General features: G+C 57.8%; 25 protein-coding genes. 9 read left to right on the top strand and 16 right to left on the bottom strand.

The window, feature by feature from the left end; genetic code table 11:
• Window positions 1–26 precede the first annotated feature (26 nt).
• Entirely contained in the window at window positions 27–1,298 is a 1,272-nt protein-coding gene (gene rho / locus ACR0EL_RS15435; protein ID WP_170656900.1) for a transcription termination factor Rho, read from the bottom strand.
• A gap of 120 nt (window positions 1,299–1,418) precedes the next feature.
• A complete protein-coding gene (locus ACR0EL_RS15430; RefSeq protein ID WP_480500844.1) occupies window positions 1,419–1,868 on the bottom strand; it encodes a CopD family protein in 450 nt (149 codons plus the stop codon).
• A gap of 406 nt (window positions 1,869–2,274) precedes the next feature.
• Here ACR0EL_RS15430 and ACR0EL_RS15425 point away from each other — a divergent pair, with 406 nt between their 5' ends.
• The 4 genes from ACR0EL_RS15425 to dnaQ are packed head-to-tail and all read left to right on the top strand — an operon-like array spanning window position 2,275 to window position 5,009.
• Entirely contained in the window at window positions 2,275–2,874 is a 600-nt protein-coding gene (locus tag ACR0EL_RS15425; protein ID WP_480500842.1) for a Maf family protein, read from the top strand.
• Window positions 2,871–3,704, top strand: coding sequence for a shikimate dehydrogenase (locus ACR0EL_RS15420; protein ID WP_480500841.1), 834 nt, complete (start codon window positions 2,871–2,873; stop codon window positions 3,702–3,704). Before ACR0EL_RS15425 ends, ACR0EL_RS15420 begins: the two co-directional genes overlap by 4 nt.
• Window positions 3,701–4,294, top strand: a complete 594-nt coding sequence (gene coaE / locus ACR0EL_RS15415; RefSeq protein WP_480500839.1) for a dephospho-CoA kinase — start codon at window positions 3,701–3,703, stop codon at window positions 4,292–4,294. Before ACR0EL_RS15420 ends, coaE begins: the two co-directional genes overlap by 4 nt.
• Entirely contained in the window at window positions 4,287–5,009 is a 723-nt protein-coding gene (gene dnaQ / locus ACR0EL_RS15410; protein ID WP_480500837.1) for a DNA polymerase III subunit epsilon, read from the top strand. The genes coaE and dnaQ overlap by 8 nt, the downstream gene beginning before the upstream one ends.
• A 24-nt stretch (window positions 5,010–5,033) precedes the next feature.
• Here dnaQ and secB read toward each other — a convergent pair whose 3' ends face one another.
• Entirely contained in the window at window positions 5,034–5,534 is a 501-nt protein-coding gene (gene secB / locus ACR0EL_RS15405) for a protein-export chaperone SecB (RefSeq protein ID WP_170534282.1), read from the bottom strand.
• 54 nt (window positions 5,535–5,588) lie between these two features.
• The gene (locus ACR0EL_RS15400; protein WP_480500835.1) at window positions 5,589–6,089 is read right to left on the bottom strand and encodes an FxsA family protein; all 501 of its coding nucleotides are present in this window, start codon (window positions 6,087–6,089) and stop codon (window positions 5,589–5,591) included.
• Between the two features lie 108 nt (window positions 6,090–6,197).
• On the opposite strand from ACR0EL_RS15400, the gene ACR0EL_RS15395 reads away from it, so the two are divergent.
• Genes ACR0EL_RS15395 through ACR0EL_RS15385 form a run of 3 tightly spaced genes read left to right on the top strand, consistent with a single transcriptional unit; the run spans window position 6,198 to window position 8,481 of the window.
• A complete protein-coding gene (locus tag ACR0EL_RS15395; RefSeq protein ID WP_480500834.1) occupies window positions 6,198–6,857 on the top strand; it encodes a Tim44/TimA family putative adaptor protein in 660 nt (219 codons plus the stop codon).
• Window positions 6,854–7,894, top strand: a complete 1,041-nt coding sequence (mltA, locus tag ACR0EL_RS15390; protein ID WP_480500833.1) for a murein transglycosylase A — start codon at window positions 6,854–6,856, stop codon at window positions 7,892–7,894. The genes ACR0EL_RS15395 and mltA overlap by 4 nt, the downstream gene beginning before the upstream one ends.
• The gene (locus ACR0EL_RS15385; RefSeq protein ID WP_480500831.1) at window positions 7,894–8,481 is read left to right on the top strand and encodes a Smr/MutS family protein; all 588 of its coding nucleotides are present in this window, start codon (window positions 7,894–7,896) and stop codon (window positions 8,479–8,481) included. The genes mltA and ACR0EL_RS15385 overlap by 1 nt, the downstream gene beginning before the upstream one ends.
• On the opposite strand, the gene ACR0EL_RS15380 is transcribed toward ACR0EL_RS15385, so the two are convergent.
• The 3 genes from ACR0EL_RS15380 to hslU all read right to left on the bottom strand — a co-directional run bounded on the left by ACR0EL_RS15380 (window position 8,478) and on the right by hslU (window position 12,206).
• Window positions 8,478–9,698 carry an MFS transporter gene (locus tag ACR0EL_RS15380; protein ID WP_480500830.1) on the bottom strand — a complete coding sequence of 407 codons (1,221 nt, stop codon included), beginning with the start codon at window positions 9,696–9,698 and terminating at the stop codon, window positions 8,478–8,480. The genes ACR0EL_RS15385 and ACR0EL_RS15380 overlap by 4 nt on opposite strands.
• Window positions 9,695–10,798 carry an alpha/beta hydrolase gene (locus ACR0EL_RS15375; protein ID WP_480500829.1) on the bottom strand — a complete coding sequence of 368 codons (1,104 nt, stop codon included), beginning with the start codon at window positions 10,796–10,798 and terminating at the stop codon, window positions 9,695–9,697. Before ACR0EL_RS15375 ends, ACR0EL_RS15380 begins: the two co-directional genes overlap by 4 nt.
• A 100-nt stretch (window positions 10,799–10,898) precedes the next feature.
• The gene (gene hslU / locus ACR0EL_RS15370; RefSeq protein ID WP_480500827.1) at window positions 10,899–12,206 is read right to left on the bottom strand and encodes an ATP-dependent protease ATPase subunit HslU; all 1,308 of its coding nucleotides are present in this window, start codon (window positions 12,204–12,206) and stop codon (window positions 10,899–10,901) included.
• Window positions 12,207–12,394: 188 nt separating this feature from the next.
• Here hslU and ACR0EL_RS15365 point away from each other — a divergent pair, with 188 nt between their 5' ends.
• The gene (locus ACR0EL_RS15365) at window positions 12,395–13,636 is read left to right on the top strand and encodes an MFS transporter (RefSeq protein WP_480500826.1); all 1,242 of its coding nucleotides are present in this window, start codon (window positions 12,395–12,397) and stop codon (window positions 13,634–13,636) included.
• Here the strand turns inward: ACR0EL_RS15365 and hslV are convergent.
• Window positions 13,628–14,185, bottom strand: a complete 558-nt coding sequence (gene hslV / locus ACR0EL_RS15360; protein WP_480500825.1) for an ATP-dependent protease subunit HslV — start codon at window positions 14,183–14,185, stop codon at window positions 13,628–13,630. The two genes, ACR0EL_RS15365 and hslV, sit on opposite strands and share 9 nt — an antisense overlap.
• 197 nt (window positions 14,186–14,382) lie before the next feature.
• Here hslV and ACR0EL_RS15355 point away from each other — a divergent pair, with 197 nt between their 5' ends.
• A complete protein-coding gene (locus ACR0EL_RS15355; protein WP_170534298.1) occupies window positions 14,383–14,577 on the top strand; it encodes a DUF1127 domain-containing protein in 195 nt (64 codons plus the stop codon).
• A 61-nt stretch (window positions 14,578–14,638) separates the two neighbouring features.
• Here the strand turns inward: ACR0EL_RS15355 and ACR0EL_RS15350 are convergent, their stop codons facing one another.
• The 8 genes from ACR0EL_RS15350 to tsaE form a co-directional block, all read right to left on the bottom strand.
• On the bottom strand, window positions 14,639–15,001 hold the full coding sequence (locus tag ACR0EL_RS15350; protein WP_480500824.1) for a Lin0512 family protein: 363 nt from the start codon (window positions 14,999–15,001) through the stop codon (window positions 14,639–14,641).
• Window positions 14,998–15,348: a Lin0512 family protein gene (locus ACR0EL_RS15345; RefSeq protein ID WP_480500823.1), complete on the bottom strand. Its 351-nt coding sequence runs from the start codon at window positions 15,346–15,348 to the stop codon at window positions 14,998–15,000. Before ACR0EL_RS15345 ends, ACR0EL_RS15350 begins: the two co-directional genes overlap by 4 nt.
• A gap of 75 nt (window positions 15,349–15,423) precedes the next feature.
• Window positions 15,424–15,744, bottom strand: a complete 321-nt coding sequence (gene trxA, locus ACR0EL_RS15340; RefSeq protein WP_170534304.1) for a thioredoxin — start codon at window positions 15,742–15,744, stop codon at window positions 15,424–15,426.
• Between the two features lie 60 nt (window positions 15,745–15,804).
• Complete coding sequence (gene addA, locus ACR0EL_RS15335) at window positions 15,805–19,164, bottom strand: double-strand break repair helicase AddA (protein ID WP_480500822.1); 3,360 nt, start codon at window positions 19,162–19,164, stop codon at window positions 15,805–15,807.
• Window positions 19,161–22,085, bottom strand: a complete 2,925-nt coding sequence (addB, locus tag ACR0EL_RS15330) for a double-strand break repair protein AddB (RefSeq protein ID WP_480500821.1) — start codon at window positions 22,083–22,085, stop codon at window positions 19,161–19,163. The genes addA and addB overlap by 4 nt, the downstream gene beginning before the upstream one ends.
• Entirely contained in the window at window positions 22,078–22,764 is a 687-nt protein-coding gene (locus ACR0EL_RS15325) for a nucleotidyltransferase family protein (protein ID WP_353008453.1), read from the bottom strand. The genes addB and ACR0EL_RS15325 overlap by 8 nt, the downstream gene beginning before the upstream one ends.
• Window positions 22,761–23,765 carry an aminoglycoside phosphotransferase family protein gene (locus ACR0EL_RS15320; protein ID WP_480500820.1) on the bottom strand — a complete coding sequence of 335 codons (1,005 nt, stop codon included), beginning with the start codon at window positions 23,763–23,765 and terminating at the stop codon, window positions 22,761–22,763. Before ACR0EL_RS15320 ends, ACR0EL_RS15325 begins: the two co-directional genes overlap by 4 nt.
• Window positions 23,762–24,235 (bottom strand): tRNA (adenosine(37)-N6)-threonylcarbamoyltransferase complex ATPase subunit type 1 TsaE, encoded by a 474-nt coding sequence (tsaE, locus tag ACR0EL_RS15315; RefSeq protein WP_480500819.1) that lies wholly within the window; start codon window positions 24,233–24,235, stop codon window positions 23,762–23,764. Before tsaE ends, ACR0EL_RS15320 begins: the two co-directional genes overlap by 4 nt.
• Window positions 24,236–24,239 lie beyond the last annotated feature (4 nt).

Below are 24,239 nucleotides of genomic sequence, written 5' to 3'. Positions count from 1 at the left end.
AGGCCTCGCGTCAAATAAGACCTGTGTCAGGTATTCATCGAATCGAAGAACTCGCCGTTTGTCTTCGTCTGTTTCAACTTGGATAACAGGAACTCGATTGCGTCGGTGGTGCCCATCGGGTTGAGGATACGGCGCAGAACGAAGGTTTTGGCCAGATCACCCTTGTCGACCAAAAGGTCCTCTTTCCGGGTGCCGGATTTGAGAATATCGATGGCCGGGAACACGCGCTTGTCGGCAATCTTACGATCCAGAACAATCTCCGAGTTACCGGTTCCTTTGAATTCTTCGAAGATCACCTCGTCCATCCGGCTGCCGGTATCGATCAGAGCAGTCGCGATGATGGTCAGCGAGCCGCCCTCTTCAATGTTCCGCGCAGCACCAAAGAAGCGCTTGGGCCGTTGCAGGGCGTTTGCGTCCACACCACCGGTCAGAACTTTACCGGAGGATGGGACCACGGTGTTAAAGGCCCTACCAAGTCTTGTGATCGAATCGAGAAGGATAACAACATCTCGTTTATGTTCGACCAAACGCTTGGCTTTTTCGATCACCATCTCCGACACGGCAACGTGGCGCGTTGCCGGTTCATCAAAGGTCGAAGACACAACCTCACCCTTCACCGAGCGCTGCATGTCCGTCACCTCTTCCGGGCGTTCGTCGATCAGCAGGACGATCAGGTAACACTCGGGGTGGTTCTGTTCGATCGAATGCGCAATGTTCTGCAGGATCACCGTCTTACCGGTCCGCGGAGGCGCAACGATCAGCGACCGCTGACCTTTACCGATGGGCGAGACCAAATCGATCACACGAGCCGACTTGTCTTTGATGGTGGGATCCTCGATCTCCATTTTTAGGCGCTCATCCGGGTAAAGCGGTGTCAGGTTATCGAACAGGATCTTGTGCTTGGCCTTCTCGGGATCTTCAAAGTTGATCTTGGTGACCTTGGTCAGCGCAAAGTAACGCTCATTATCATCCGGCGCCTTAATCTCACCTTCGACGGTGTCACCAGTGCGCAGCGAATGCAGACGGATCATGTCGGGTGAGACATAGATGTCGTCAGGGCCCGGCAGATAGTTCGCCTCGGGCGAGCGCAGGAAACCGAAACCATCTTGCAGGACCTCCAACACGCCGTCACCGCCAACGGTCCAGCCCTCATCCGCACGTTCGCGCAGGATCTGGAACATCATCTCGCCTTTACGCATGGTCGAGGCGTTTTCGATCTCCAGCTCTTCGGCCATCGCCAGAAGGTCTTTGGGGCTTTTGGCTTTCAGGTCGGCCAGATTCAGGGATTCAGTTGTCATGATACATACCTTCACCGCAGATTGCGGCACGAAGTGGAATTTCAGTACGGAAAATACGCCGCCCGGACGGGCGTGTTGCGGTGTAGATAAGCGCTTAGTTGGAAAGAGTCAAACAGGCCGTCAGAACTTCAAAACAACCGATAGGACGATGATCACCATCAAAACGGTCGGAACCTCATTCATCATGCGATACTGGCGCCCAGTGAGCGTATTTCGGCCTGCAACGAAGTCCTTTCGGCGGGCCATGAGCCAATGATGAAACCAAGTCATCCCGATCACAGCCGCCCCTTTGGTCCAAGGCCAGACAAAATCCCAACTGACGATGCCTGGTGTGAACACCATGATCAGCCCACAGACCCAAGCCACGATACTGGCTGGTCCCATGATCACCCGAAGTAGCTTTTCTTCCATTTCAAAGAAAATCTCTGGCGCGCCATCGACCGTCTGCGCTTTTTCTACGTGATAGACGAACAGTCGGGGTAAATAGAACAAGCCGGCCATCCAAGAGATCACGGCCATAATATGAAGCGCCTTCACCCACGGGTAGATCGTGAAAAGAAGATCAGTCATTTTGGCTCCGAACGTTGTTCGACCCTTTCCCTAATAAAAAAATAGGAAAGAAGAAAGGATGATGGTTTTGTAGTGTAGGTAATTTCCGTGGATTACTTTTTTACCCTTCAGTTTTCCCCAGGTGGGCAAGTTTGCCGAAGCGTAGGCGTATTTTGTGAATTTCATAAATATCATATATATATAACAAATACTTATATCTTTAATGTTCTTTGAAAACTGGGGATAACTGACGGAATATCTATGGGGGATAGAGTTATCCTGTGATCTAGACTTATCCTTGTCCCGGCTGGACAGTGTTTGAGCGACTCAGGGAAGTTTCGCGGGTTATTCCCGGGCTTGCGTGTCAATCGGAAAACCATACAAAGCGTCCAAGACCGCTCAACGATTTGCACACGGGGTTGTCCACATGTCTGTCCCCATCATCCTGGCCTCGGGCTCAAGCATTCGCGCGCAGCTGCTGGAAAATGCAGGCGTGCCTTTTACTGTTCAAGTGGCGCGTGTGGACGAGGATACCATGAAACGCGCGCTTTTGGCCGAAGATGCCGCGCCGCGTGATATCGCGGATGCGCTCGCGGAAATGAAAGCGCGTAAGATCAGTGACAAATCTCCGGGCGCGATGGTGCTGGGGTGTGATCAGGTGTTGGATTTTGAGGGGCAGTTGCTGTCGAAACCGAAAACACCCGAGGACGCGTTGAAGCAACTCAAAGGCATGCGCGGAAAGCGACACATGCTATTGTCCGCTGCGGTGATCTATCAAGATGGTGAGCCGATCTGGCGGCATGTGGGTCAGGTCCGTCTGCGGATGCGGATGAGCTCGGACGCTTATCTGCGAGATTATGTTGACCGGAACTGGGACAGTATTCGCCATGCGGTTGGGGCCTATAAACTGGAAGAAGAAGGTGTACGCCTGTTTGCGACCATTGACGGCGACTATTTTAACGTTTTGGGTATGCCCCTGTTGGAGCTGCTCAACTATATGGCTGTCAAAGGGGTGATCGATCAATGACGGACTATCGGGTTCCCTTGGCCGGGGTGATTGGGCATCCGATCGGGCATTCTCGGTCGCCCAAACTGCATGGACATTGGCTAAAAACTTATGGGCTGCCGGGGCACTATATTCCAATGGATGTGGCCCCGGCGGATCTGGAGATTGTGCTGCGCACACTGCCCAAGGCCGGGTTTGTCGGCGCGAACGTGACGGTGCCTCATAAAGAAGCCGCTTTGCGGATTGCCGATCATGTCTCTGACCGGGCAACGGTGATCGGGGCCGCGAATACGCTGGTGTTCCGCGAAGATGGTTCTATTCATGCAGACAACACCGACGGCTACGGATTTATAGAAAACCTTCGCAACGGCGCGCCGGATTGGAATGCTAAGGATGGCCCGGCGGTTGTGTTCGGCGCAGGCGGCGCGGCACGGGCAGTGTTGCAAGCGTTGGCGGATGCGGGCGTGCCCGAAATTCTGCTGACCAACCGCACCCGTGCGCGGGCGGACCATCTGAAAGAAGAATTTGGTCAGCGCATTACCGTGGTCGATTGGGTTCAGGCCGGAAATGCCGTTGAAAATGCAGAACTTGTGGTGAACACAACGTCTCTGGGCATGCAGGGCCAACCGGAACTGCGGGTGCCATTGGATGGGTTGCAGCCCGGTGCGGTGGTGACCGATCTGGTTTACGCGCCGCTGAAAACCAACCTTCTGAAAATGGCGGAAGAGGCCGGGTGCACCACGGTCGATGGCCTTGGGATGTTGCTGCATCAAGCAGTTCCGGGGTTCGAGCGCTGGTTCGGCGTTCGCCCAGAGGTCGACGCCGACACCCGTGCGGCGGCTTTGGCATGAGTTTCGCGCTTGGCCTGACCGGCTCGATTGGTATGGGTAAAAGCACAACGGCGCAGATGTTTGTCGACGAAGGTTGCGCGCTGTGGGATGCGGATGCGGCTGTTCATCGGTTGTATGCGCCCGAAGGCGCAGCGGTTGAGCCGATGGGCGCGGTCTTTCCTGACGCCATCATCGACGGAGCGGTGAGCCGGGAGGCATTGAAACAGATCATTTCACGGGATAGCTCTGCGTTGAAAGCCATTGAGGCCATTGTCCACCCTCTGGTCGCGGCAGACCGTGCCGCATTCCGCGAAAACGCAACAGCGGATATTCTGGTCTTTGACATTCCTCTGCTATTCGAAACCGGCGGTAATGCGGCCATGGACGCGGTTGCCTGTGTTTCCATTCCGCCCGAAGGACAAAAGCGCCGTGTGACGGCGCGCGGAACGATGACCGAGGCGCAGTTCGAACAGATCCGTGCGAAGCAAATGCCAAATGACGAAAAATGCGCGCGGTCGGATTATGTGATCGTGACCGACACTCTGGACCACGCCCGCGCGCAAGTGCAGGATGTGGTCAGGCAGATACGGGCGGGGATGGTAAATGCGTGAGATTGTGCTTGATACCGAAACCACTGGGTTCGATCCCGAAAGCGGGGATCGGATCGTGGAAATCGGTGCGGTTGAATTGTGGAACCATGTCGCCACGGGTGAGACCTATCATGTCTATATCAACCCCGAACGGTCCATGCCGGAAGAGGCGTTTGGTGTGCATGGGATTGGCCCCGACCTGCTGGAAACTCCGCGCCCGGCTGAAAAGGGTGAAGTTACACTGAAAGACAAGCCGGTTTTCGCCAAGGTCGGTCAGGGGTTTCGCGATTTTGTCGGTGACGCAAAGCTGGTGATCCACAACGCTTCGTTCGACATGAAATTCCTGAACGCGGAACTGAAATGGATGGGTATGGCCCCCCTTCCGATGGATCAAGCGATTGATACGTTGGCCATCGCGCGCAAACGCTTTCCCGGCTCGCCTGCGTCTTTGGATGCGCTATGCCGACGGTTCAACATCGACAATTCGAACCGGGTGCTTCACGGGGCGTTGCTCGACTCGGAGATTTTGGCCGAGGTCTATCTGGAACTGATCGGCGGCCGTCAGCCAGATTTCGGCCTGTCCACCTCTGCTGCCTCGGGTCCGGGTGGAGCAGTTGATTGGCGGCCAAGCCCACGCGCAACGCCTCTGTCCTCTCGGATCACCGATGAAGAACGCGCAGCGCATGAGGCATTTGTCGAGAAATTGGGCGAAAGCGCCCTGTGGACCCGCGCCTGATCCATTCAGGCACGGGTCAGAACCTTAGGCGTCGGTCTTTTCCGCCTGAGCTGCCTGGCGGCGCATCAACTCGTTGCGATACAGCGCGACGAAATCGATATTGTCCAGGTTCACTGGCGGGAAGCCTCCGTCACGGGTAACATCGCTGACGATGCGGCGCAGGAATGGGAACAGCATCCGGGGACATTCGATCATCAGGAACGGGTGCATCTGATCTTCGGGCACGCCCTCCACGTGGAACAGGCCGCAATAGTCAAGCTCGCACAGGAACAGGACGTCATCCATGCCTTTGGCTTTGGACGTCAGGTTCAGTTTGATCGACACCTCGAACTGATGCTCGTTCGGACGCTTCTTGGCATCCAGGTTCACCTGAACCTGAATTTCGGGCTGTACATCACCCGACACGCCTTTTTGAGCCATCACGTTTTCAAAGGACATATCGCGGATGAACTGTCCCAGAACACGCATTTGCACCTGAGGGGCAGTTTGTGCCGCAGTGTTTTCTGCAGCGTTTTCTTCGGCCATGGATCTACTCCAAAAATGAAATTCGCCACTGCTTATCAACTTGGGCGCGGCACCTCAATGCTCGCGGGGGCCTTCGACCCATTTCGATGGTTTTGATGGGTCTTTCCGGGGACGCACCTCGGTAAATTCTCCGTCAATCACATCACCCTGATCAAAAGGGCGACGTTGGGTATGAAAGCCCGCCCCGGACCCCATCTGGAATTGGGTGACTTTGACTTTGGACTTCAGGTAGCGGAACACCGCGACCCGGACACCCGGGATAAGCAGTGCAAATCCAATAGCATCGGTGAAAAAGCCGGGCGTCAGAAGCAACGCGCCCGACAGCAGGATCATCGCGCCATGGGCCAGCGGTTCGGTCGGGTCATCCAGTTTGGCAAAGGATTGCTGCAACTGTCCCAGCGCCATGCGACCTTGTGTCCGCACCAAAACAGTGCCCAAAACCGCTGTGAAAACCACGATTCCCAGCGTTGGCCACAGGCCGATCAGACCACCCACTTGAATAAACAGGGCGATTTCGATGATCGGCACCAACAAAAATGCCAAGAACAGGTACATTTGCGCTATCCTTTCCATATGGCCGGGCTGTGGACTTGCCTCGCACTGTCACCTACATAGTGGCAAGAGGCCGTGTACACAAAGTCTTGGCTCTGAGAAGAGGATGAAATGAACGAACCCATGATCCAGTTGCTGGTCCTGGCCGGAATTGCCGTTTTCCTTATCCTGCGCTTGAAAAGCGTATTGGGTTCGCGTGAGGGTTTTGAAAAGCCACCTGTCCCGCATCAGCCCGATACAGGCTCGTCGCACCGTGATTTTGAGGTGATCGAGGGCGGACCCGATCATGACATCACCGACCATGTGCCTGAAGACAGCGATCAGGCGCAAACTCTGGCCGCGATGAAGCGGATTGAGCCCAGCTTTTCCGTCAGCGAGTTTGTTCAGGGTGCACGCGGTGCCTACGAGATGATCGTGATGGGCTTTGAAAAGGGCAATCTGGATGAAATCCAGCCTTTCCTGTCGGAAGAGGTGTTTGACACGTTTGTTTCGGTTGTTGCCGATCGCGAAGACAAGGGCCTAACGATCGAGGCAGAATTCATCGGCGTACGGGAAACTACCCTGACGGATGTGAAGTTCGACAAGAACACCAATGAGGCCGAGATCACCATGAAGTTCGTGGGTGAGCTGACCTCGGTCGTGCGGGATCGTGGTGGTGACATCATCGAAGGCAATCCGAACACCGTGAAACGCCAAAAGGACAGCTGGACCTTTGCCCGCGTGATGGGCAAGGACGATCCAAACTGGCTGCTTGTTGCCACGGACGCATGATTGCAACGCTCCGGTCGCTTTTCCTGGTGGGTGCAATGACCACCGCCAGCGCCACCGGAGCAGAGGTGACGCGATCCATTCTGTCATTTGATGACTTGCAGGGCTGGGCCGAGGATGATCACGGCGCGGCCCTTTCCGTTTTTCTGAACACCTGCGGTGATCTCGGACATCCGGATTGGCGCGCGCTTTGCGGTGTTGCGCGCAGCTATGACGCGGATGCCGCACGCGCTTTCTTTGAACTGTTCTTTCGCCCGGTTCTGGTTGAGGACGGTGAGGACGCGCTGTTCACCGGGTATTTTGAGCCAGAACTCGATGGTTCGAGGGTTCGCACAGAACGCTTCAAATATCCGATCTACAAAATGCCGCCCGAGGCCCGAGCTGATGGACCATGGCTGAGCCGTCGGGAAATCCTGACCAGTGATGTGATGCAAGGCCGTGGCCTGGAGATCGCTTGGGTCGATGATCCGGTCGAACTGTTCTTTCTGCAGATTCAGGGCTCGGGCCGGGTAAAGCTGCCCGATGGTGGCGCGTTGCGCGTCGGCTATGGTGGTGCCAATGGGCACCCTTATCGGTCGATAGGCGTTGAACTGATCCGGCGCGGGATTCTGGGTTCGCACGAAGTCAGCGCGCAGATGATCCGCGCTTGGGTGCGAAAAAACCCGCAGGTCGGGGCCGAGTTGCTGTTTCACAACCCTTCCTACGTCTTCTTCCGCGAAGTGAGCCGCGTTGCGCCCGAATTGGGGCCGTTGGGTGCGATGAACCGGTCTGTGACCACTATGCGCAGTATTGCCGCCGATCCGGCATATACACCGCTGGGCGCACCGGTCTGGGTTGAGAAAGATGGCGCAAACCCTCTGCGCCGATTGATGATTGCGCAGGATACCGGATCAGCCATCAAAGGTGCGCAGCGGGCTGATATCTTTTTTGGAACTGGTGACGAGGCCGGACAAGCTGCTGGCAGGTTGAAGGATCCGGGCCGGATGATCCTGTTGTTGCCAATTCAACGTGCTTACGCCCTGTTGCCGGATGAATTCTGATGACCCGGCGCAAACTGACAAGTGACGAGATCGAGCTTTGGCGCAAGGTCACTAAACAGGCTGAACGGTTGCATCCCGAGATGCCTCAGACCGTGCATCCGACAACCCTGCCGAAGCCGACGCCCAAGAAATTGCCGAAACCCCGGATCGAAGCCTTTGAACTGGGCCAGACTCGTCAAGGCAAACCATCCGGCAATAGTTTGAAGCCGTCGATTACGGAAACGTTGCGCGCTGCGCCGGTACAGATGGACACCAAGGCGTTTGGTCGGATGAAGCGCGGCAAGCTAAAGCCCGAGGGCAAGCTGGACTTGCATGGGATGCGGACTGAAACAGCACATCCGGCGCTGGTGCGTTTTGTTCTGACGGCTCAGGCCCAAGGCAAGCGGCTGGTGCTGGTGATTACCGGCAAAGGTAAGGATCGGGACGAACCCGGCCCTATCCCGACCCCGCGCGGCGTGCTGCGCAATCAGGTGCCGCATTGGCTGTCCCTACCGCCGCTGGCGCAGGCGGTGATGCAAGTGACCCCGGCCCATATCAGCCATGGTGGAGACGGGGCTTACTACGTCTACCTAAGACGCACACGTTAGTAATCAGTTCTTGCGCGCCGGATACCGAACCCGATTAATGCGCAGACCAGCAGGAAAAACGCTGCGATCCACAGGAATTGCAGGCTGAGCGGGACACCAAGGTCGATCAGAACGCCGGTCAGAACCGGACCGATGGCTGAACCCAGCACCATCAATGCCGTCGCCAAGGCTTTGATGGCCCCGATATGTCGGGTGCCGTAGAACTCGGCCCAAAACGCGCTGGGCAATGTGTTATGGGCTCCGCCAGTGATGCCCATGAAGATCAAGCCAATCAAAGCGATGCCGATGGTGTCTGCAAAGGCCATGACGCCAAAGCCCATCGCCATTGGTATCTGATAGAATGGCATGATCCGGGCGGTGCCCCATTTGTCCAGTGCCCATCCCGCCGCAAACATTGAGAAGATCGAAATGACGGTAAAGATCGGGAACAAAGCTACCAGTTGGATATGCGCCCAGTCTTTGACCTCGGCCAAGTGGACCTGATGGAAGAAAAAGGCCGTGATGAACGCGGATGGCCCCAGGATGGCTGGCGCCATGCACCAGAACAGCGGATGCAAAAGCGCCTCACGACGGGTCCAGTGACGGCCCTGCATTCCCGTTGACGCATATTCATCCGCAAGGCTCTGAGGTGTTCGTTCCTGACGCAGTAGACGGATCAGAAGCGGAATACCCAGCAGGATCAAGCCTGCCACCAAAACCCAAAGCCAGCGCCAATCCACAAAGGCCATTGCAGCAACAAAGCTGAGGGGCAGCAGAGCCTCACCGATGGAATAGCCCAGCGAGGCGATGGACAGGGCTTTGCCACGTGATGCGGTAAACCAGCGTGCCATGGCGACCTGTGCCAGATGAGTGCTCATCCCCTGCCCGAACAGCCGCAGCAGAAAGATGATCACCGGCAAAAGGGCGACCCAGGTGTTCCAAGCCAGCGCAAGTGCCGCAAGGGCAAGCCCCGCAAGGACGACGGGTCCCAGAACGCGGACGCGGAACACATCTGTCAGGCCACCGGCCCAGATCATCACCCCTGCCGCCACCAAGGTGCCCAGTGAGTAAAGCCCGCCCCAGGCCCCATGGCTCAGCCCATAGGCTGCGCGGATTTCGCCGGCAAAGACCGAGATGAAGAATGTCTGCCCAAAGCTCGACAAGAAGGTCAGTAAAAGACCAGCGCCAAGCCAGGTTGCATTGTCATAAAGGAACTGACGCAGGTTGAACCGCGTCACGGCGTTGTCACCTCTGCCTGTCCGGTTTCGGTCAGCACAATCTCGGTTGCGCCATCGGGGTTGCGTTGATCTTCAGGCACCAGAGTGTTGATGCCCCGGCTGCGCCTGTCATCCGGCCCGAACGTGCCGCTGACGCGCCGGACCGAGCCGAGAATCGCCAAAAGCGCTGGCGAAGTGGCTGCCACGAAATGCGAGGATTGCGCATCGCTGTTGAACGCAGTTGTGTCGATCACGTTGATCGGAAACTCTTCCAGCGCATCGATCGAACTGATGTTCCCCAAACGCTCACCTTCTGCGGTTCCGCGCAGGCGAGCCGAGATATTGAGTATCTTGTCCTTCTGCGACACCATCACGATGAATGGGTCAGGCGGGTTTGCAATCCGGGCCATCTGAGATCGAAACAGATCAACATCCAGATCGGGCGAGATCAGAACAACGCCTTCCAGATTTCTTTTGGCCCAGCCAGGTTCTTTCAACTCAGCCTGTCGCATCATCTCCATCGACAGCGCGCCGCCCATGGAATGCGCGACCAGAACAACGCGTTTCATGCCCATAGATTTCAAACTGAGAACGGTTTGTTCCAGCCCATCGCGCGCGAACAGCATGCTATCCAGATCATAGGCATAGCCAAAACCCGTTGCGCGGCTGGGCCATGAATAAACCAGGATCGAGCCGGGTATACCGATATCATTCGACAGCTGCGCCGCCCGGAACAGGGTCTCGGTCTGGGTCGAGTTGTAGCCATGGACGAAGACCGTCACGTCATCCTGACCATGCAGGCGTTCTTTCAACCCGTTCGGACCATCCAGTTCGGTCACTTTGGCCAGCACAAACTCTTTCTTCGGGTTTGCATTCGCGTATGAAAACTTAAGCGTCCCGGGCGTATGGGTTGGAGGGATTGAAACAGTGGTTTCAAGAAAGCGCAGGCTGTCGCCGCGGCGGAACCCATAGGATCCATCAGGCTCTTTTGCGCGCGACGTGCTGGCGAATACGGTCTTGGGTGTGCCAATAGACAATGCCGAGGGCACAGTTTCCGTGACGGTTCTGTCGACACAGGCCCCAACCGAGAAAATCAGAAACAGAATGACCACATAGCGCAATGCACAAGACCTTCGGAAATGCTTTGCGCTAAGCTATCGATTTCTGCCCCCGCGTCCAGTGACACGGGGAATCTGCGGCGGCAAAATCCAGCTGAATCTGTTACAGAACGTAACGGCTCAGGTCGGTGGATTTGGTCAGCTCGCCCAGGTTTTCTTCGACGAAGGCGGCATTGACCGTGATTTCAGACCCGGCCTTGTCGGGCGCGGTAAAGGACAGTTCCTCAAACACCCGTTCCATCACGGTGTAGAGCCGCCGCGCACCAATGTTTTCGACACTTTGGTTTACATCCGCCGCAATCCGAGCCAGCGCCGCAATGCCATCTTCGGTAAAGCTGACCGTGACCTCTTCGGTGCCCATCAGGGCGGTGTACTGACGGGTCAGGGCGTTGTCAGTTTCGGTCAGGATGCGCACGAAATCTTCTTCGGTCAGGGCGCGCAGTTCTACACGGATCGGCAGGCGGCCCTGCAGTTCGGGCAATAGGTCCGACGGCTTGGCGATGTGGAAGGCACCAGATGCGATGAACAGGATATGGTCGGTTTTCACGGGGCCATGTTTGGTGCTGACCGTCGTGCCTTCGATCAGAGGCAGCAAGTCGCGCTGCACCCCTTCGCGGCTGACATCGCCGCCGCGCGCGTCTGACCGGGCGCAGACTTTGTCGATTTCATCCAGAAAGACGATGCCGTTTTGTTCGACGGATTCCAGCGCGATGCGGTTGACGGTTTCATCATCCAGCAGCTTGTCGGCCTCTTCTCCGATCAGGGCGTCATAGCTTTCGGCAACGGTCATGCGTTTCTTGACGGTGCGGCCACCAAAGGCTTTGCCGAAAATATCGCCCAGATTCATCATCCCCATCTGGCCACCCGGTTGACCGGGAATGTCGAACATCGGCATCGGGTTTGCGGTTTCCGATAGCTCCAGCTCGATCTCTGTATCATCCAGATCACCCGCTTTCAGCTTTTTGCGAAACATCTCGCGTGTGCCCTCGCGGGCGTCTTCGCCTGCAATCGCCTCGATCACACGATCCTCGGCGGCCTGATGCGCGCGCGCTTTGACATCCTCGCGCATGTATTCACGGGTTTGAACGATGGCGGCGTCGGCCAGATCACGCACGATCTGCTCAACATCACGGCCCACGTAACCGACCTCGGTAAACTTGGTGGCCTCGACCTTGATAAAAGGTGCGCGCGCCAGTTTGGCCAGGCGGCGGCTGATCTCGGTTTTGCCCACACCCGTGGGGCCAATCATCAGGATGTTTTTTGGATAGACCTCATCGCGGATGTCATCAGACAACTGCTTGCGCCGCCAGCGGTTGCGCAACGCCACGGCAACGGCGCGCTTCGCATCTTTCTGACCAATGATGAAACGGTCCAGTTCCGAGACAATCTCGCGCGGGGTCAGGTCGGTCAAGGCGCAGTCCTTTCAGTCGGCGGGTCAAACTTGGGCTTAGGTAATCATGTGCGGCATGAAAACAACCAAGTGGCTGTATTGGCAGCGTTGGTTAGCAACGCACCACCCGGTTTGCAATGCTTTCTATAGGTGAAGCGCGCCCGCTCTGTTACAGTGATTTCAATGCCTTGCGGGTCAGGAGCGCAGAGATGACGAAAATCGCCAAGATCACCCTGTTATTTGTGGTGTTTGTAGACCTGATCGGACAAGGCCTTGTTTTTCCGATAATCAACTCGCTGATCATGGAAACGAAATCGGGCTTCCTGCCCGACAGCACACCAGAGGGACAGCGGCATTTCTACTATGGTCTCGTGATTGGGTGCTTCTTCCTGTCCTGGTTTCTTGGTGTGGTCTATGTCTCGAAAGTCTCAGATTCCATCGGGCGCAAGAATGCTTTGTTGGTTTGTTTAGGCGGGGCGCTGGTGGGCTATGCTCTGACCATCGCAGCGCTCTATATGAACAGTCTGATCATGCTGATTGTCGGGCGGTCGATCACAGGGTTCACGGCAGGCAACCAGCCCATCGCGCAGGCAGCAATGATCGACGGCAGTACAGATGCTGCGGACCGTGACCGAAACATGGGGTATATCGTGACGGGCGTCAGCTTTGGCCTTGTGGGCGGCCCGATTATCGGAGCGGTCCTGTCAGATGCCGCCCTGCTGGGCAGCTACGCGACGCTGAAAACCCCGTTTTATGGAGCGTTTGTTTTGGTGCTGATCGCGATTTTCCTTGTAATGACATATTTCAAGGACACCCGCACCGAACGCGAGCCTTTTGTCTTTCGCCCGCGCGATATCACTGACAGCCTGATCGCCGTGCGCGGCCACCCGATGGTTCTGAAAATCCTGCCGGTCTATTCCTTCTTCATGATCGCCAACGTGACCTTCTATGTCTTTGTTGACAACTTCCTGACCAGCCGTTTCGGCTATGGTGTGATAGGCGGCAGCATGGCGATGGTGGTCATTGGCTTTGCGCTGGCTTTTTCAAGCACATTCCTTGTCAAGCCTGCACAAGAGAGATTCAGCAAGCATCAGATCATATACTCTGCGCTGATCGTCATGGTGATCTGCGGGCTGACATTCGCCTTCAGCCCCAGCGGGGTACTCAGCTTCGTGCCGGTGTTCTTCTTCTACTTCCTGTTCGGTGTCGCCTACCCGACCCTGCTGGGCCTGTTTTCATCATCTGTCAGCGAGACGGATCAGGGCTGGGTTATGGGCGTGACCACCGCAGTCTTCTGCCTGGCGGGCGGCATCATGTCCCTGATCGGCGGCGGTTTGATGAGCATCGATATCCGCGTGCCCTACTACATCGTCGTTGTGGCCGCGATCTTTGGTCTGATCGGGATGCACCGCCGCTGGAAAGGGAAAGAGATTAAGGCGCTGTTAGCTTGAGATTGTCTCGATAGTCAGATTGCCGTTGGTATAAACGCAGATATCCGCGGCAATCGCCATCGCTTCGCGCGCCACCTGCTCGGCCTCTTTGTCGCTGTCCATCATCGCGCGGGCTGCGGCGAGGGCGAAGTTCCCGCCCGATCCGATGGCAGCCACGTTGTGCTCGGGTTCCAGCACATCCCCTGCCCCGGTGATCACCAACAGGTCCTTGCCATCGGTGACAATCAGCATCGCCTCAAGCTTTTGCAGGTACTTGTCGGTGCGCCAGTCCTTGGCCAGTTCCACAGAGGCGCGGGCCAGTTGGCCGGGCGTGGCTTCAAGCTTGGCTTCCAGCCGTTCCAGCAGTGTGAAGGCATCGGCAGTCGATCCCGCAAAACCAGCAACCACCTCAAACCCACCAGGCGACAGACGGCGCACCTTGCGGGCGGTGCCTTTGATCACGGTCTGGCCCAGGCTGACCTGCCCGTCCCCGGCGATGACAACCTGCCCACCTTTTTTGACGCCAATAATGGTCGTTCCGTGCCAACCGGGGAAATCGCTGTCTGCCATGAAAGCCTCCGTTCTACTTGTCGCTATATATGGGCCGGGCGCAGGATCGGCGCAACCCGTTCTAAAACTGCGTAAAAGATATGCAATAGATGCAGATCGGGACTGTCAAACGAGCAATTGTGAGTCCGGGTCTCGCATCCTACATGAGGCTTACAACCGACAACGGGTCGGCTGTTTCAAATCCAAGGACTGCGCACATGGCAACCACTGCAAATATTCATGCGCCGCTCGGAGCAGCTACCATCCTGCACGTAGTGGACGCGTTCTCGAACGCTTTTGAAACCGTTGTTGAATGGAACGAGAGCCGCAAAACCCGCAAGCTTCTGTCACAGCTGACCGACGCTCAGCTGGAAGACATCGGCTTGGTTCGCGCGGATATCGCGAAGCTCTGATCCTTCGACCGGATCACCAAATCGGAACAGCCGCCCGGATCCCCGAGCGGCTTTTTCTTTGTCAGTCTTGGACGTATTTCCCTAGCTGAGATGGCAAAAAAGCCTCAATCGCGGCAGTGGCAACCACGTGCCGCGTGCCTGCCACCTTATCCTCTACATCTTGTCCACCCAGAACCGCGCGCACCTCGGCCCGCCCGCGCGGCAGGTCGGCGGCAATCAGATCGCAATCCACCTGATCGGGGCACTGTACACCGATCGTCACCTGCACCCGCATCTCGGCGTGGTCGATGCCGAGGGTAGAAAACAGTGTAATCGAGGAATGATGCAACGCATCCTGTACGGCTCGACGTGCAGCTTTGGTGTAGTCTTGGCCGTAAAGGTCATTTCCCATTCCCATTTCAAGAATGATACGTTGCTCGGTCATTGCGCGACCTCCATATCAAACGAAACCGCCAATGCAGCATTGGCGATCACTGTTCGGCCCTGCCGGTCGGGCTTTTCGATATCAAGCCCACCCTTGGCGACTGAGATGCTGGGGGTGCCATAGGGGAACACAGCCAACAGCTGGTCGATATCCACCAGTTCGGGCTGCTGAACTCCGATTTCGACATCGATGATCATCGCCTCTTTGGGAAAGCCAAACAGCTCGGCCATGTTGATCGAGTTGTGCCACAGCGCGTCCTTGATCGCCCGTCGCGCGGCTTCGGTGTAATCCTCCCGGCGCAGGGACGTTCCCATTCCGAATTCCACCAATACCCGTGTTTTGGCCATCTGCCCCCTCCGATCTTTCAACAAAAAAGGCGCCCGGGTACAGGCGCCTTTGGTCTTTCTCTGATCTCAGACAGATCAGATGGATTCGTCGATCCAGCTTTGCAGAGCGGCCTTCGGCGCCGCGCCTGCCCGGTTCGAGACGACCTGGCCGTCCTTGAAGATGAACAGCGCTGGGATGCCACGCACGCCCATGGCGGCGGCGGCGTTCGGGTTGCTATCCACATCGACCTTGGCGATTTTCACCTTGTCGCCATACTCGGCGGCCAGTTCTTCCAGCGCGGGGCCGATCTGTTTACAGGGGCCGCACCATTCGGCCCAGAAATCCACAACTACGGGAACGGCCGAATTCTTGACTTCGGCGTCAAAGGTGTCGTCGGTAACGGCAACGGTCGACATATTCTGTCTCCTGAATGGGGTAAACTTGGGATCAGAACGTAGGTGCCGCCGTAGGGAAGGTCAAGATATCTGGGTGCGGGCCAGTGCGTCCGTCACAAGATCGTGTGGCAGCCACATCAGTTCAGCACTGCGCGTCCAAAGGATCGCGGTGCGGATGGTCTTGTCAGGATAAATCTGTGTCAGCGCTTGCGCATAAGCCCCCATCTGACGCAGCAGGCCTTCGGGGCAGGCTTCGGCGTTTGTGGGAACCGTAGCATTTGATTTGAAATCAATAACATGTACTTCGGTGTCGGTCACGATCAACCGGTCGATAACCCCACGCATGCGCTGTCCGTTTAGGTTGGCAGACACGGGAACCTCTGCCAGAGCATCGGGGGCGAATATTGGTTCCAGGTGTGTGGCCGTCAGAACTGCTGTGGCTTCGGCCAGCAGCTCATTTCGTTCCCCGTCATGCATATCGGGCAGAACGCGGGCGCAAAGCTTGGGCCAGCTATCCTGCGCCATGCCGGGCAAATGCTCCAGCAGCAAGTGCAGTCGGGTGCCGCGCAGCTTTGCGGCCTCTTCATCCTGACCCGCGTCACCAGGAAGCGCCTTGGCCCCGCCCAGATCGGATGGGCTGAGGGTGTCTTGGGTCAAAGGCGCATCTTGCGCCGGATGTGTGTAGAAATCGGGCAGATTGAGGCTTTCGTCCTGCGGTTCCGAATGCGCGATAAGGGGCAAGGCATCCCAATCGCCATGCGCCAATCGCTGCGTATTTGTTCCGTCCAGTTGTGTTGCCCCTGCCCGCGCCATCGCCGCCTCAACCATCTGATACCAGCTGGACCCATCCTTGCCGACATCGCCCGCAGCCGCCACGATCAACCACTTCTCGGCCCGTGTTAGAGCCACATAGAGCAGCCGCAACCGCTCATTTTCTTCCCGGCTGCGCGCCTCGTCACGCGCCAGGGAAATCAGTTTGGGTGAGGCATCCGCCGGAACTTTCCACAACGGAGTCCCATCTGCGACCATGATCTCAGCATCGCGCGGGGCCTGGCGTTTTCCGGTGTCGGGCAGGATCACAATGGGAGCCTCCAACCCTTTTGAGCCATGCACCGTCATGACTCGGATCATGTTGCCCACACCACCCATCTGTCGTTTGATTTCCAGATCATCGGTCTGCATCCAGACCAGAAAGCCGGTCAGGCTGGGAATATCGGTGCGTTCATAGGCCAAGGCCTGCGATAGCAGGGCATTGATCCCATCCTCGGCTTCTGCCCCAAGCCGCCCGAGCAGCTTTCGCCGCCCGTCGTGGCGGGTCAGAATGCGCTCGATCAGGTCGTAGGGGCGCAGAAAGTCGATTTGGCTGCGCAAATCGTTGAGCATGGCGAGCGTTTCAGGGAATTCTTCCGCCCGGTTACGCAGCGCGGCCCAAAGATAGGCTTCCTGCCGTCGATGGGCCAGATCAAACAAAGCCTGTTCGGTCCAGCCGAACAGCGGGGATTTTAAAACAGTGGCCAGCGCCAGGCTATCCTCAGGCGTGGCGAGAAAGCTCAGCAATGCCGCAAGGTCTTTGACCGCCAGTTCTGCGCCCACTTTCAATCGATCCGCCCCTGCGATGGGCAACCTTTTGGCCTTACATGCGCGTATGATCTCGGCAAACAGGTCCGAGCGGCGCTGAACAAGGATAAGAAAATCACCCGGCTGTATTTTGCGGCGCACGAAAGTGCCGGGCTCCTGACCGTCCTCGGGGATCGTTACATCGCCATCGATCATTTCCTGGATCGATGATGCAATCTGGTCGGCGAGAAGAACCGTGTGATGGCGCGATCCGGGCCGATCTACCGGGTCGGTCCAGTCGCCGTCTTCATCATCCTCAACCTTCTCAATTGCTGGCCAAAGATCGACACGCCCTGGCAGGCTTTCTTTGAAAGCAACGTGAAGCGCCTCGTCCTGAAAACCCGCTTCAGCGTGCTCTTCAAACAGAATATTGACTAAAGAAAGGATCGCGCTTGAGGAACGAAAGGAATAAGCAAGCTCAGAATTTTCCAATTTAGAGCCTGATTCCGCCAGTTTCCGCCCAAACTCTGCCCGCATTCGATCAAAGGCTTGCGGGTCTGCGCCCTGGAACGAATAGATCGATTGCTTCTTGTCGCCAACCACGAAAATCGTGCGCTCGACCCCCGACCGGGCCCCTTCCCCGCTGGTGAATTCCTGTGCCAGTTTTTCGATCACATCCCATTGATCCGGGCTGGTGTCTTGCGCCTCGTCCACCAGTATATGATCGATGCCGCCATCCAGACGATACAGCACCCATTCTGCCACTGCGGGGTCGTTTAGCACCTGCCGCGCGCGCAGGATCAGATCGTCAAAATCCAGCCAGCCGCGCAGTTGTTTGCGGCGCTCGTATTCCGGCAGGAAGGCGGCGGCAAAGCGATGCAGAACGGTGGTTTTCTGCGCGGCAACCAGCGCCAGGCGTTGTTCCCGTGTGGCTTCGACCCGCAACATCAGCGCCTCAAGCTGGGGCATTTGGTCGGCTAGAGCGCCTTCGCGTAGCGCTTTCGTCGGGAAAGCGCCGATCTTGGCAGAAAACGGGTCTTTTGCAGCCCTACCCGTCAGCAAAACCCCTTCGAGCACCGGCAGTTGCGTCAATCGCGCCTCGGTGAATCCGGCCAGCCTTGTTGCTGCCTTGGCATTGTTGCCGCCGCTTTCCATTAGCGCAGGCAGGAGCGATTGAATCAACTCAACCTCACCGCCCATAAATACCTGGGACAGCAGGCTATTTTCATCAAACCCATTCGGCAGACCAAAGCGACCCAAAAGGTCAGGCCATTGCAAAGGCTGATCAAACAAGCTCCGCCTTTGGGTCACTGCCGCTGTCAGCCTGTCAAATCCGGTATCGGTGATGAACCGCGCGACGTCTTCGATCAGAGACGCCTGAGGGCTCCCGGCGAAATCTTCGATGATTTCCTCACGCAACAAGGCTGCGGCGCGGTCTTCCATTTCCGCAAATTGCGGGCTGACGCCCGCTTCCAACGGAAAACGACGTAAAAGTGAGGCGCAAAATGAATGGATCGTCTGAATTTTCAGCCCACCCGGCGTTTCGATCGCACGGGCAAACAGGGTCCGCGCCTGCGCCAGCCGATCCGGATCAATCGCCCCTGTTACTCCCAAATCGACCAGTTCGCCTTCAAGGCTGCGGTTGTCCAGCATTGCCCATTCGCCGAGGCGTTTGAACAACCGGTTTTGCATCTCGCTGGCCGCAGCCTTGGTGTAGGTCAGGCATAGAATATGCTGCGGCTGCACTCCATCCAGCAAAAGCCGTGCCACGCGGTCGGTCAGAACCCGTGTCTTGCCCGAGCCCGCATTGGCGGCCAACCAGGTCGAGGCGTCGGGGCGCGCGGCCTGTACTTGCCGCTCGGTCGCATCGTTGCGCGCGGTCATGTCAGGTCCTCTGGCCGGGTTTCGGCAGAACGGTCCCATTCACCGAACCGCGCCAGATGATCATAGTCGCCAATATCGGTGTCCTTGTGCAGCATCCGGCGAGATGAAAACCCTTGATCAGGCTCTAAATAGGCGGAAATGAGCTGTTTTAGCTCGGTGAGGACCTTCTCGGTCGGTTCTTTGACTAGGGGGGCTGCGACCTCTTTGTAGCTGCCACCCATGCCGATAAAGATCGCCTGGGCCACGTCTGTTGGGTCGATCCCTTCAATGGCACCTTGTTCGGCCATCGCCGCTTCGATCAGCAATTGTTTGTCGAATTTGGCCTGTTGGCTTTCGCTCGGCGGCATACCGGTTTTGTAGTCGATGATCCGCAATACACCCCGGCTGTTGCGATCAATCCGATCGGCGCGCCCGGCAATGGTGAAATCTAGTGGAGTCAGCGCCAGTTTCATTACCGCTTCAAATGCTACCGGTCCGCCATCACCGCGTCGGGCGGTCTCGGCACGCAGAAAATCGTCGGCAATTCGGTGCAACCGCGCCAGCCAAAGCTTGCGGGCGGTGGGCCATGCGACGTGCTTTTCCAGCAAATCATGGGCGCGTTTCAGGAAATTCTCGCGTGTCAGCAAGGCGGTGTCCAACACGCTTTCCTTGACAAAATGCTCAAGGATTTCATGCACAACGATCCCCCGCAGCAGGGCATCTGGCGCTTGCACCAAAGGGTCAAGCGGCCTTAGGCGCAGCACATGTTTGGCGTAGATTGCGTAAGGGTCGCGGATCAGCCGCTTGATCTCGGTCACCGACAACCGGCGTGGTCGCGCAGCAACCGGAGGGCGCGGCGATGGCCGGTGTGCAGGGTCGATCCTGGGCGCGTGTTCCAGTGTCTTGGCCCAACTCAGGTAGATTTTCCCCCGCCCCTTCATGTCAGACAGTGCCGCTTGGCCCCTCTGATCTGGCAGGCCATTCAGCAGATTGGTCAGGCGGTTCAACCAGCGGGACGGAACGGTTTCTGCATCATCCGAGCGGGTTGCGCGGGTCAGCCAAACTTCGGGCGCGCCGATGGCCTGTTGAAAATCATGCGCCGAAAGGCCGATCCGACGTTCTGGCAGCAACAGGCCTGCCTTATCGCGCATCTGACGGTTCAGCCAGGGGTCTGGAGCCGGGGCCTCGGGCCAGCTGCCTTCGTTCAGGCCGCCCAGAATCAGCAGATCAGCCCCTTGCACCCGCGCCTCAAGCGTTCCCCAGATCATGATATGGGGATGCGGTGCGTCGCGGTCGCGCACCTCTTCCCCGGCCAGCAAAGCCCCCAAAAGGTCGGCGAAATCATGTGCGGTCATCGGGCCGCCATGCTGCGCCTCATCTTGCAGGGCGGTCAGGACGTCCAGCGCCTTTTGGCCTGCGTTTTTGTCCCAGAGCGTACCTTGTTCTCCGGCAGAACCAGCCGAGATCGCCTCGGCCAGATCCCGTAGCCGCCTGACCCAATCGGAAAGCGGATGCGTGCCTGAAATCTGCTGATCACAGAAATGCTGAGCAACCCAGCCAATCCAGTCTGCAGATGCTTCGGTGCGGATGGCCGAAGCCGTTAGGCTGGCATGATCCGGAAACGGGGGCCCATGGCGCCGCAGGTCTAGTTCCAGATCGCGGGTCTGTAGCAGATGGGCACCCCGATCTGCGCCATCATGGCAGAGGGGGTGTTTCAGAAGGGTCAACAGCGCCTCACCGTCCAGTCGCCGGGCAAACAGGCCCGCAACATGGCGCAGGAACCGACCCGGAGGTGACAACTGCAAGGGCAGACCCGCGCTGTCATCGGGCAAAATGTTCCACCGGTCCAGCGCTGCGCTGACTTGCCGGGTCAGCATCCTGTCGGGGGTGATCAGCGCTGCTGTCTGGCCAGTTTCGGCGGCCTCACGCAGGCGCAACGCGATGGCCAGTGCTTCGGATCGGGGTGAATCCGCCTCGACCAATGTCAGGTCTTTGGTTGCCTGATCCAGATCTGTCAGTTGTGGCCCTTCGGACATCCACGCATCAGTGATGGGTGCCGGGCGTAACGCCAATGATACCAATCTGTTACGCGCGGGTGAGGGGGGCTCGCATCCTGTCCAAGACTGGACTTGATCTGGGGTCAAGCCCAGCTCTCGCATCAACTTTCGGAACCGGAACTGCGGATGGTCTTCCGAAATCAGCGCCTCATCCAACCGATCCCAGACCGCTCGCGGCTGGTCGAAATCAAACCCCGGCAGGATCAGTGCCCCCTGCGGCAGTCGCGCGATGGCTTGCATCAGCATCAAAGTGGTGCCCCGCGACCCGGTTGAGCCCGCCAGAATGACCGGGTGCTGAGGAGGGGCCTCTGCCCATCGCGCGATCAGCGCCTCAACCACCCGGCGTTGCCGGGCTTGCGCGTCCATCGCCCGATCGCCCGCATCAACAAAGTGATCGGCGATCCCGATAAAGGCCTGTGCGCGCGCCCAATGCCCGGACAAATCACTGACATCCAGCTGACGTATCGCATCGGGATGCACGCCTTCGCCCTGCATCTCATCAATCAATGCGGCCAGGCTGTCGGACAGATCGAACAGCGAAGCCCGCGCTGCCAGATCCGGTTGTTGATCCAGCAGTTTGGCGACCAGATGTGTCAGTTCCAGCCGCCGTCGCAGCGGCGGGATGGCGGGTGGAATTTGTGCCAGATCAGCGCTTTCGCCTAGATCTGTGACCAAAGACAGCCGGGGCAGCAGGCAAGGCGGCCCCTGATCGAACAGGTCCCGCACGCGGCGTGCCATCCGGCGGGTATTGACCACCAGTTGCAACCGGGCCAGCGCCTCGGGCGGGCCAGCGCTGCGTTGGCGTAGCCCGTCAACCAGCGCTTTGGGAAAATCCGCGCCGGGTGGAACGGCAAAGACACGGGGCAGGGGGCTGGCGTCAAACATCGGCCAGCAGCCCCTCGGCCAGCGCGATCCCTTCGGGTCGCCCAACGTCGCACCAGCGGCCGGGATACTCGACCGCAAACAGGCGGCCTTGCGCGTGCATCCGGTTCCAAAGCAGGTTCAGCGAAAAGGCAGGTTCAGCGAAATCCTGCAACCCATCGGTCTTGATGATCTGCGCCCCGCCATAGACCAGCCCTGGCCCGCGTGTGATCCGACCGTCTGCATCGGCGGTGAAATCCCCGTCACCGCCGTGACCAATCGTGCGTCCAATCGGGATACACATCAGCAGCGCATCCATGCGCTCGGGATCCCACGCTTGTTGCAGCAATGTCAAAGGGTTCGGACCGGCCCAGATGGCATCTGTGTTCATCGTGAAAACCGGGTTCGAGCGCAGCAGGGGCAAGGCGGCACGTAACCCGCCGCCGGTCTCCAATATCTCGGGCTCTTCCCGCGACAGGAGCACACCCTTGGGTGTCAGGTGCGCGTCCAGTTGATCGGCGCGGTAGTGCAGATTGGTCACAATCCGCTTCGGGCCCAGCGCTTCAACATGATCCAGCGCGTGATCGATCAAGGCGCGGCCAGCCACTTCGATCAGCGGTTTGGGGCGGTCCTTCGTCAGCGCGCCCATCCGGGTGCCAAACCCGGCAGCAAACATCATGACAGCGGTTGGAGTGTCGGTCATGCGGCCCTCAGCTTGGCCAGATTGTCGGGCGTGGGTTCGGGCAAGGCGTCTCGCAGCAATTGGGCCACCGGGATCAGGGCAGGGTGTTCCAGATCGCGCATCAGATGAGACCAGGTGGCCGGGATCAGGTCGATGTATTTCGGCTTGCCGTAATCCACGGCCAGACGAGAGAAACCGCCCAAAATGCGCAGATTTCGCTGTGCTCCAAGCACCGCATAGGCAGTTCTAAAGTCGTGATCGTTTGCACCAGAGGCGGCGATGTAGCGATTGATCATCTGCATTTCGGTTCCTGCGGAAACCGAGCGGCGCACATCCTGCAACAGCGACACCAGATCATAGGCCGGGTGCCCCAGCATCGCGAGTTGAAAGTCCAGCAATCCGACACGTTGCACGCCGTCCCGGTCCGGCAACCAGACCAGATTCTCGGCATGATAATCCCGCTGGATAACAACTTTCTGACCCGAAGTTTCTTGATGCAACAGGTCAGAAAACCGGGTTTGAAACCGGTCCATCGCTGCTTGGTCATAACTGCCCTGAATGCCTTGGGCATATTTGGTGAACGACAGGGCCGAAAGGTCGGTCATCAGGGCAGGGTCATACGACGGTAACGAGAGTAGTGGCGCCTGATGCAAATGAACCAGAACATCGGTCGCGGCCTCATAAAGCTGTCGCTCTTTATTCGGATCATGATCCAGAACACGCGCAAACAGATCGTCGCCAAAATCCTCTAGCAGCAGAAAGCCGAACTCGGAATCTTCCGCGTAGATCTCTGGCGCATTCAACCCGGCCGAGCGCAGATAGTTGGCGACACGCACAAAAGCGTCGACATCCTCACCTTTCTCAGGTGGTGCATCCATCAGAACGGCAGTCCGACCGGTCGCCGGGTCGGTCAGCCGTTCATATTGTCGGTTCGAGGCATCCCCTGCCAGGTGCGCGCGTTGGGCACCAGCCCATGGCGTCTGCGCGATCAGGGCCTCGGCCAATATGGCACGGTTTGTCATGTGATCGCCTCCAGCTTATGCGTCCATTTCGGGTCAGACCACGTAAGTGTCAGATGCCGTGTTTCGGTTTCATTCGGATCTGTCTCAAAGGTCATGGTCAGCGCGGATTGTGGAGCTAAAGGACCTAGCTTATCGGGCCATTCGACAAGGCAGATTGCCCCATCAAAGGCATCGATCAGGCCCAGTTCCTCAACCTCATCGACCGTGCTGATCCGGTAGAGATCGCAGTGCCATATTTCGCCTGCCGCAGTGTCATAGGCCTGCACCAGCGTGAATGTAGGTGAAGGCACGTCCTCGGGCACCTGCATCAGAGATTGGATCAGGCTGCGTGCGAAATGGGTCTTGCCACTGCCAATCGGACCTTCCAGTAGTAGAACATCGCCAGCGGCCAGTTCCGTCCCCAATCGGGCCGCCAAAGCAAGCGTGTTTTCTGGTGAAACCAGGGTCATGGAATGGGGCGGTATCGTCATGCCG

Source organism: Ruegeria sp. AH12 (assembly GCF_056541465.1).
The sequence above is the reverse complement of the archived record's forward strand: the minus strand, read 5'-3'. Positions and strand labels throughout refer to the sequence as shown.

Bases quoted from the DNA above. Each gene is read 5' to 3' on its own strand.
- rho (WP_170656900.1), bottom strand. From the start codon at position 1,298: ATGACAACTGAATCCCTGAATCTGGCCGACCTGAAAGCCAAAAGCCCC.
- ACR0EL_RS15430 (WP_480500844.1), bottom strand. From the start codon at position 1,868: ATGACTGATCTTCTTTTCACGATCTACCCGTGGGTGAAGGCGCTTCAT.
- ACR0EL_RS15425 (WP_480500842.1), top strand. From the start codon at position 2,275: ATGTCTGTCCCCATCATCCTGGCCTCGGGCTCAAGCATTCGCGCGCAG.
- ACR0EL_RS15420 (WP_480500841.1), top strand. From the start codon at position 2,871: ATGACGGACTATCGGGTTCCCTTGGCCGGGGTGATTGGGCATCCGATC.
- coaE (WP_480500839.1), top strand. From the start codon at position 3,701: ATGAGTTTCGCGCTTGGCCTGACCGGCTCGATTGGTATGGGTAAAAGC.
- dnaQ (WP_480500837.1), top strand. From the start codon at position 4,287: ATGCGTGAGATTGTGCTTGATACCGAAACCACTGGGTTCGATCCCGAA.
- secB (WP_170534282.1), bottom strand. From the start codon at position 5,534: ATGGCCGAAGAAAACGCTGCAGAAAACACTGCGGCACAAACTGCCCCT.
- ACR0EL_RS15400 (WP_480500835.1), bottom strand. From the start codon at position 6,089: ATGTACCTGTTCTTGGCATTTTTGTTGGTGCCGATCATCGAAATCGCC.
- ACR0EL_RS15395 (WP_480500834.1), top strand. From the start codon at position 6,198: ATGAACGAACCCATGATCCAGTTGCTGGTCCTGGCCGGAATTGCCGTT.
- mltA (WP_480500833.1), top strand. From the start codon at position 6,854: ATGATTGCAACGCTCCGGTCGCTTTTCCTGGTGGGTGCAATGACCACC.
- ACR0EL_RS15385 (WP_480500831.1), top strand. From the start codon at position 7,894: ATGACCCGGCGCAAACTGACAAGTGACGAGATCGAGCTTTGGCGCAAG.
- ACR0EL_RS15365 (WP_480500826.1), top strand. From the start codon at position 12,395: ATGACGAAAATCGCCAAGATCACCCTGTTATTTGTGGTGTTTGTAGAC.
- hslV (WP_480500825.1), bottom strand. From the start codon at position 14,185: ATGGCAGACAGCGATTTCCCCGGTTGGCACGGAACGACCATTATTGGC.
- ACR0EL_RS15355 (WP_170534298.1), top strand. From the start codon at position 14,383: ATGGCAACCACTGCAAATATTCATGCGCCGCTCGGAGCAGCTACCATC.
- ACR0EL_RS15350 (WP_480500824.1), bottom strand. From the start codon at position 15,001: ATGACCGAGCAACGTATCATTCTTGAAATGGGAATGGGAAATGACCTT.
- ACR0EL_RS15345 (WP_480500823.1), bottom strand. From the start codon at position 15,348: ATGGCCAAAACACGGGTATTGGTGGAATTCGGAATGGGAACGTCCCTG.
- trxA (WP_170534304.1), bottom strand. From the start codon at position 15,744: ATGTCGACCGTTGCCGTTACCGACGACACCTTTGACGCCGAAGTCAAG.
- addA (WP_480500822.1), bottom strand. From the start codon at position 19,164: ATGACCGCGCGCAACGATGCGACCGAGCGGCAAGTACAGGCCGCGCGC.
- addB (WP_480500821.1), bottom strand. From the start codon at position 22,085: ATGTTTGACGCCAGCCCCCTGCCCCGTGTCTTTGCCGTTCCACCCGGC.
- ACR0EL_RS15325 (WP_353008453.1), bottom strand. From the start codon at position 22,764: ATGACCGACACTCCAACCGCTGTCATGATGTTTGCTGCCGGGTTTGGC.
- ACR0EL_RS15320 (WP_480500820.1), bottom strand. From the start codon at position 23,765: ATGACAAACCGTGCCATATTGGCCGAGGCCCTGATCGCGCAGACGCCA.
- tsaE (WP_480500819.1), bottom strand. From the start codon at position 24,235: ATGACGATACCGCCCCATTCCATGACCCTGGTTTCACCAGAAAACACG.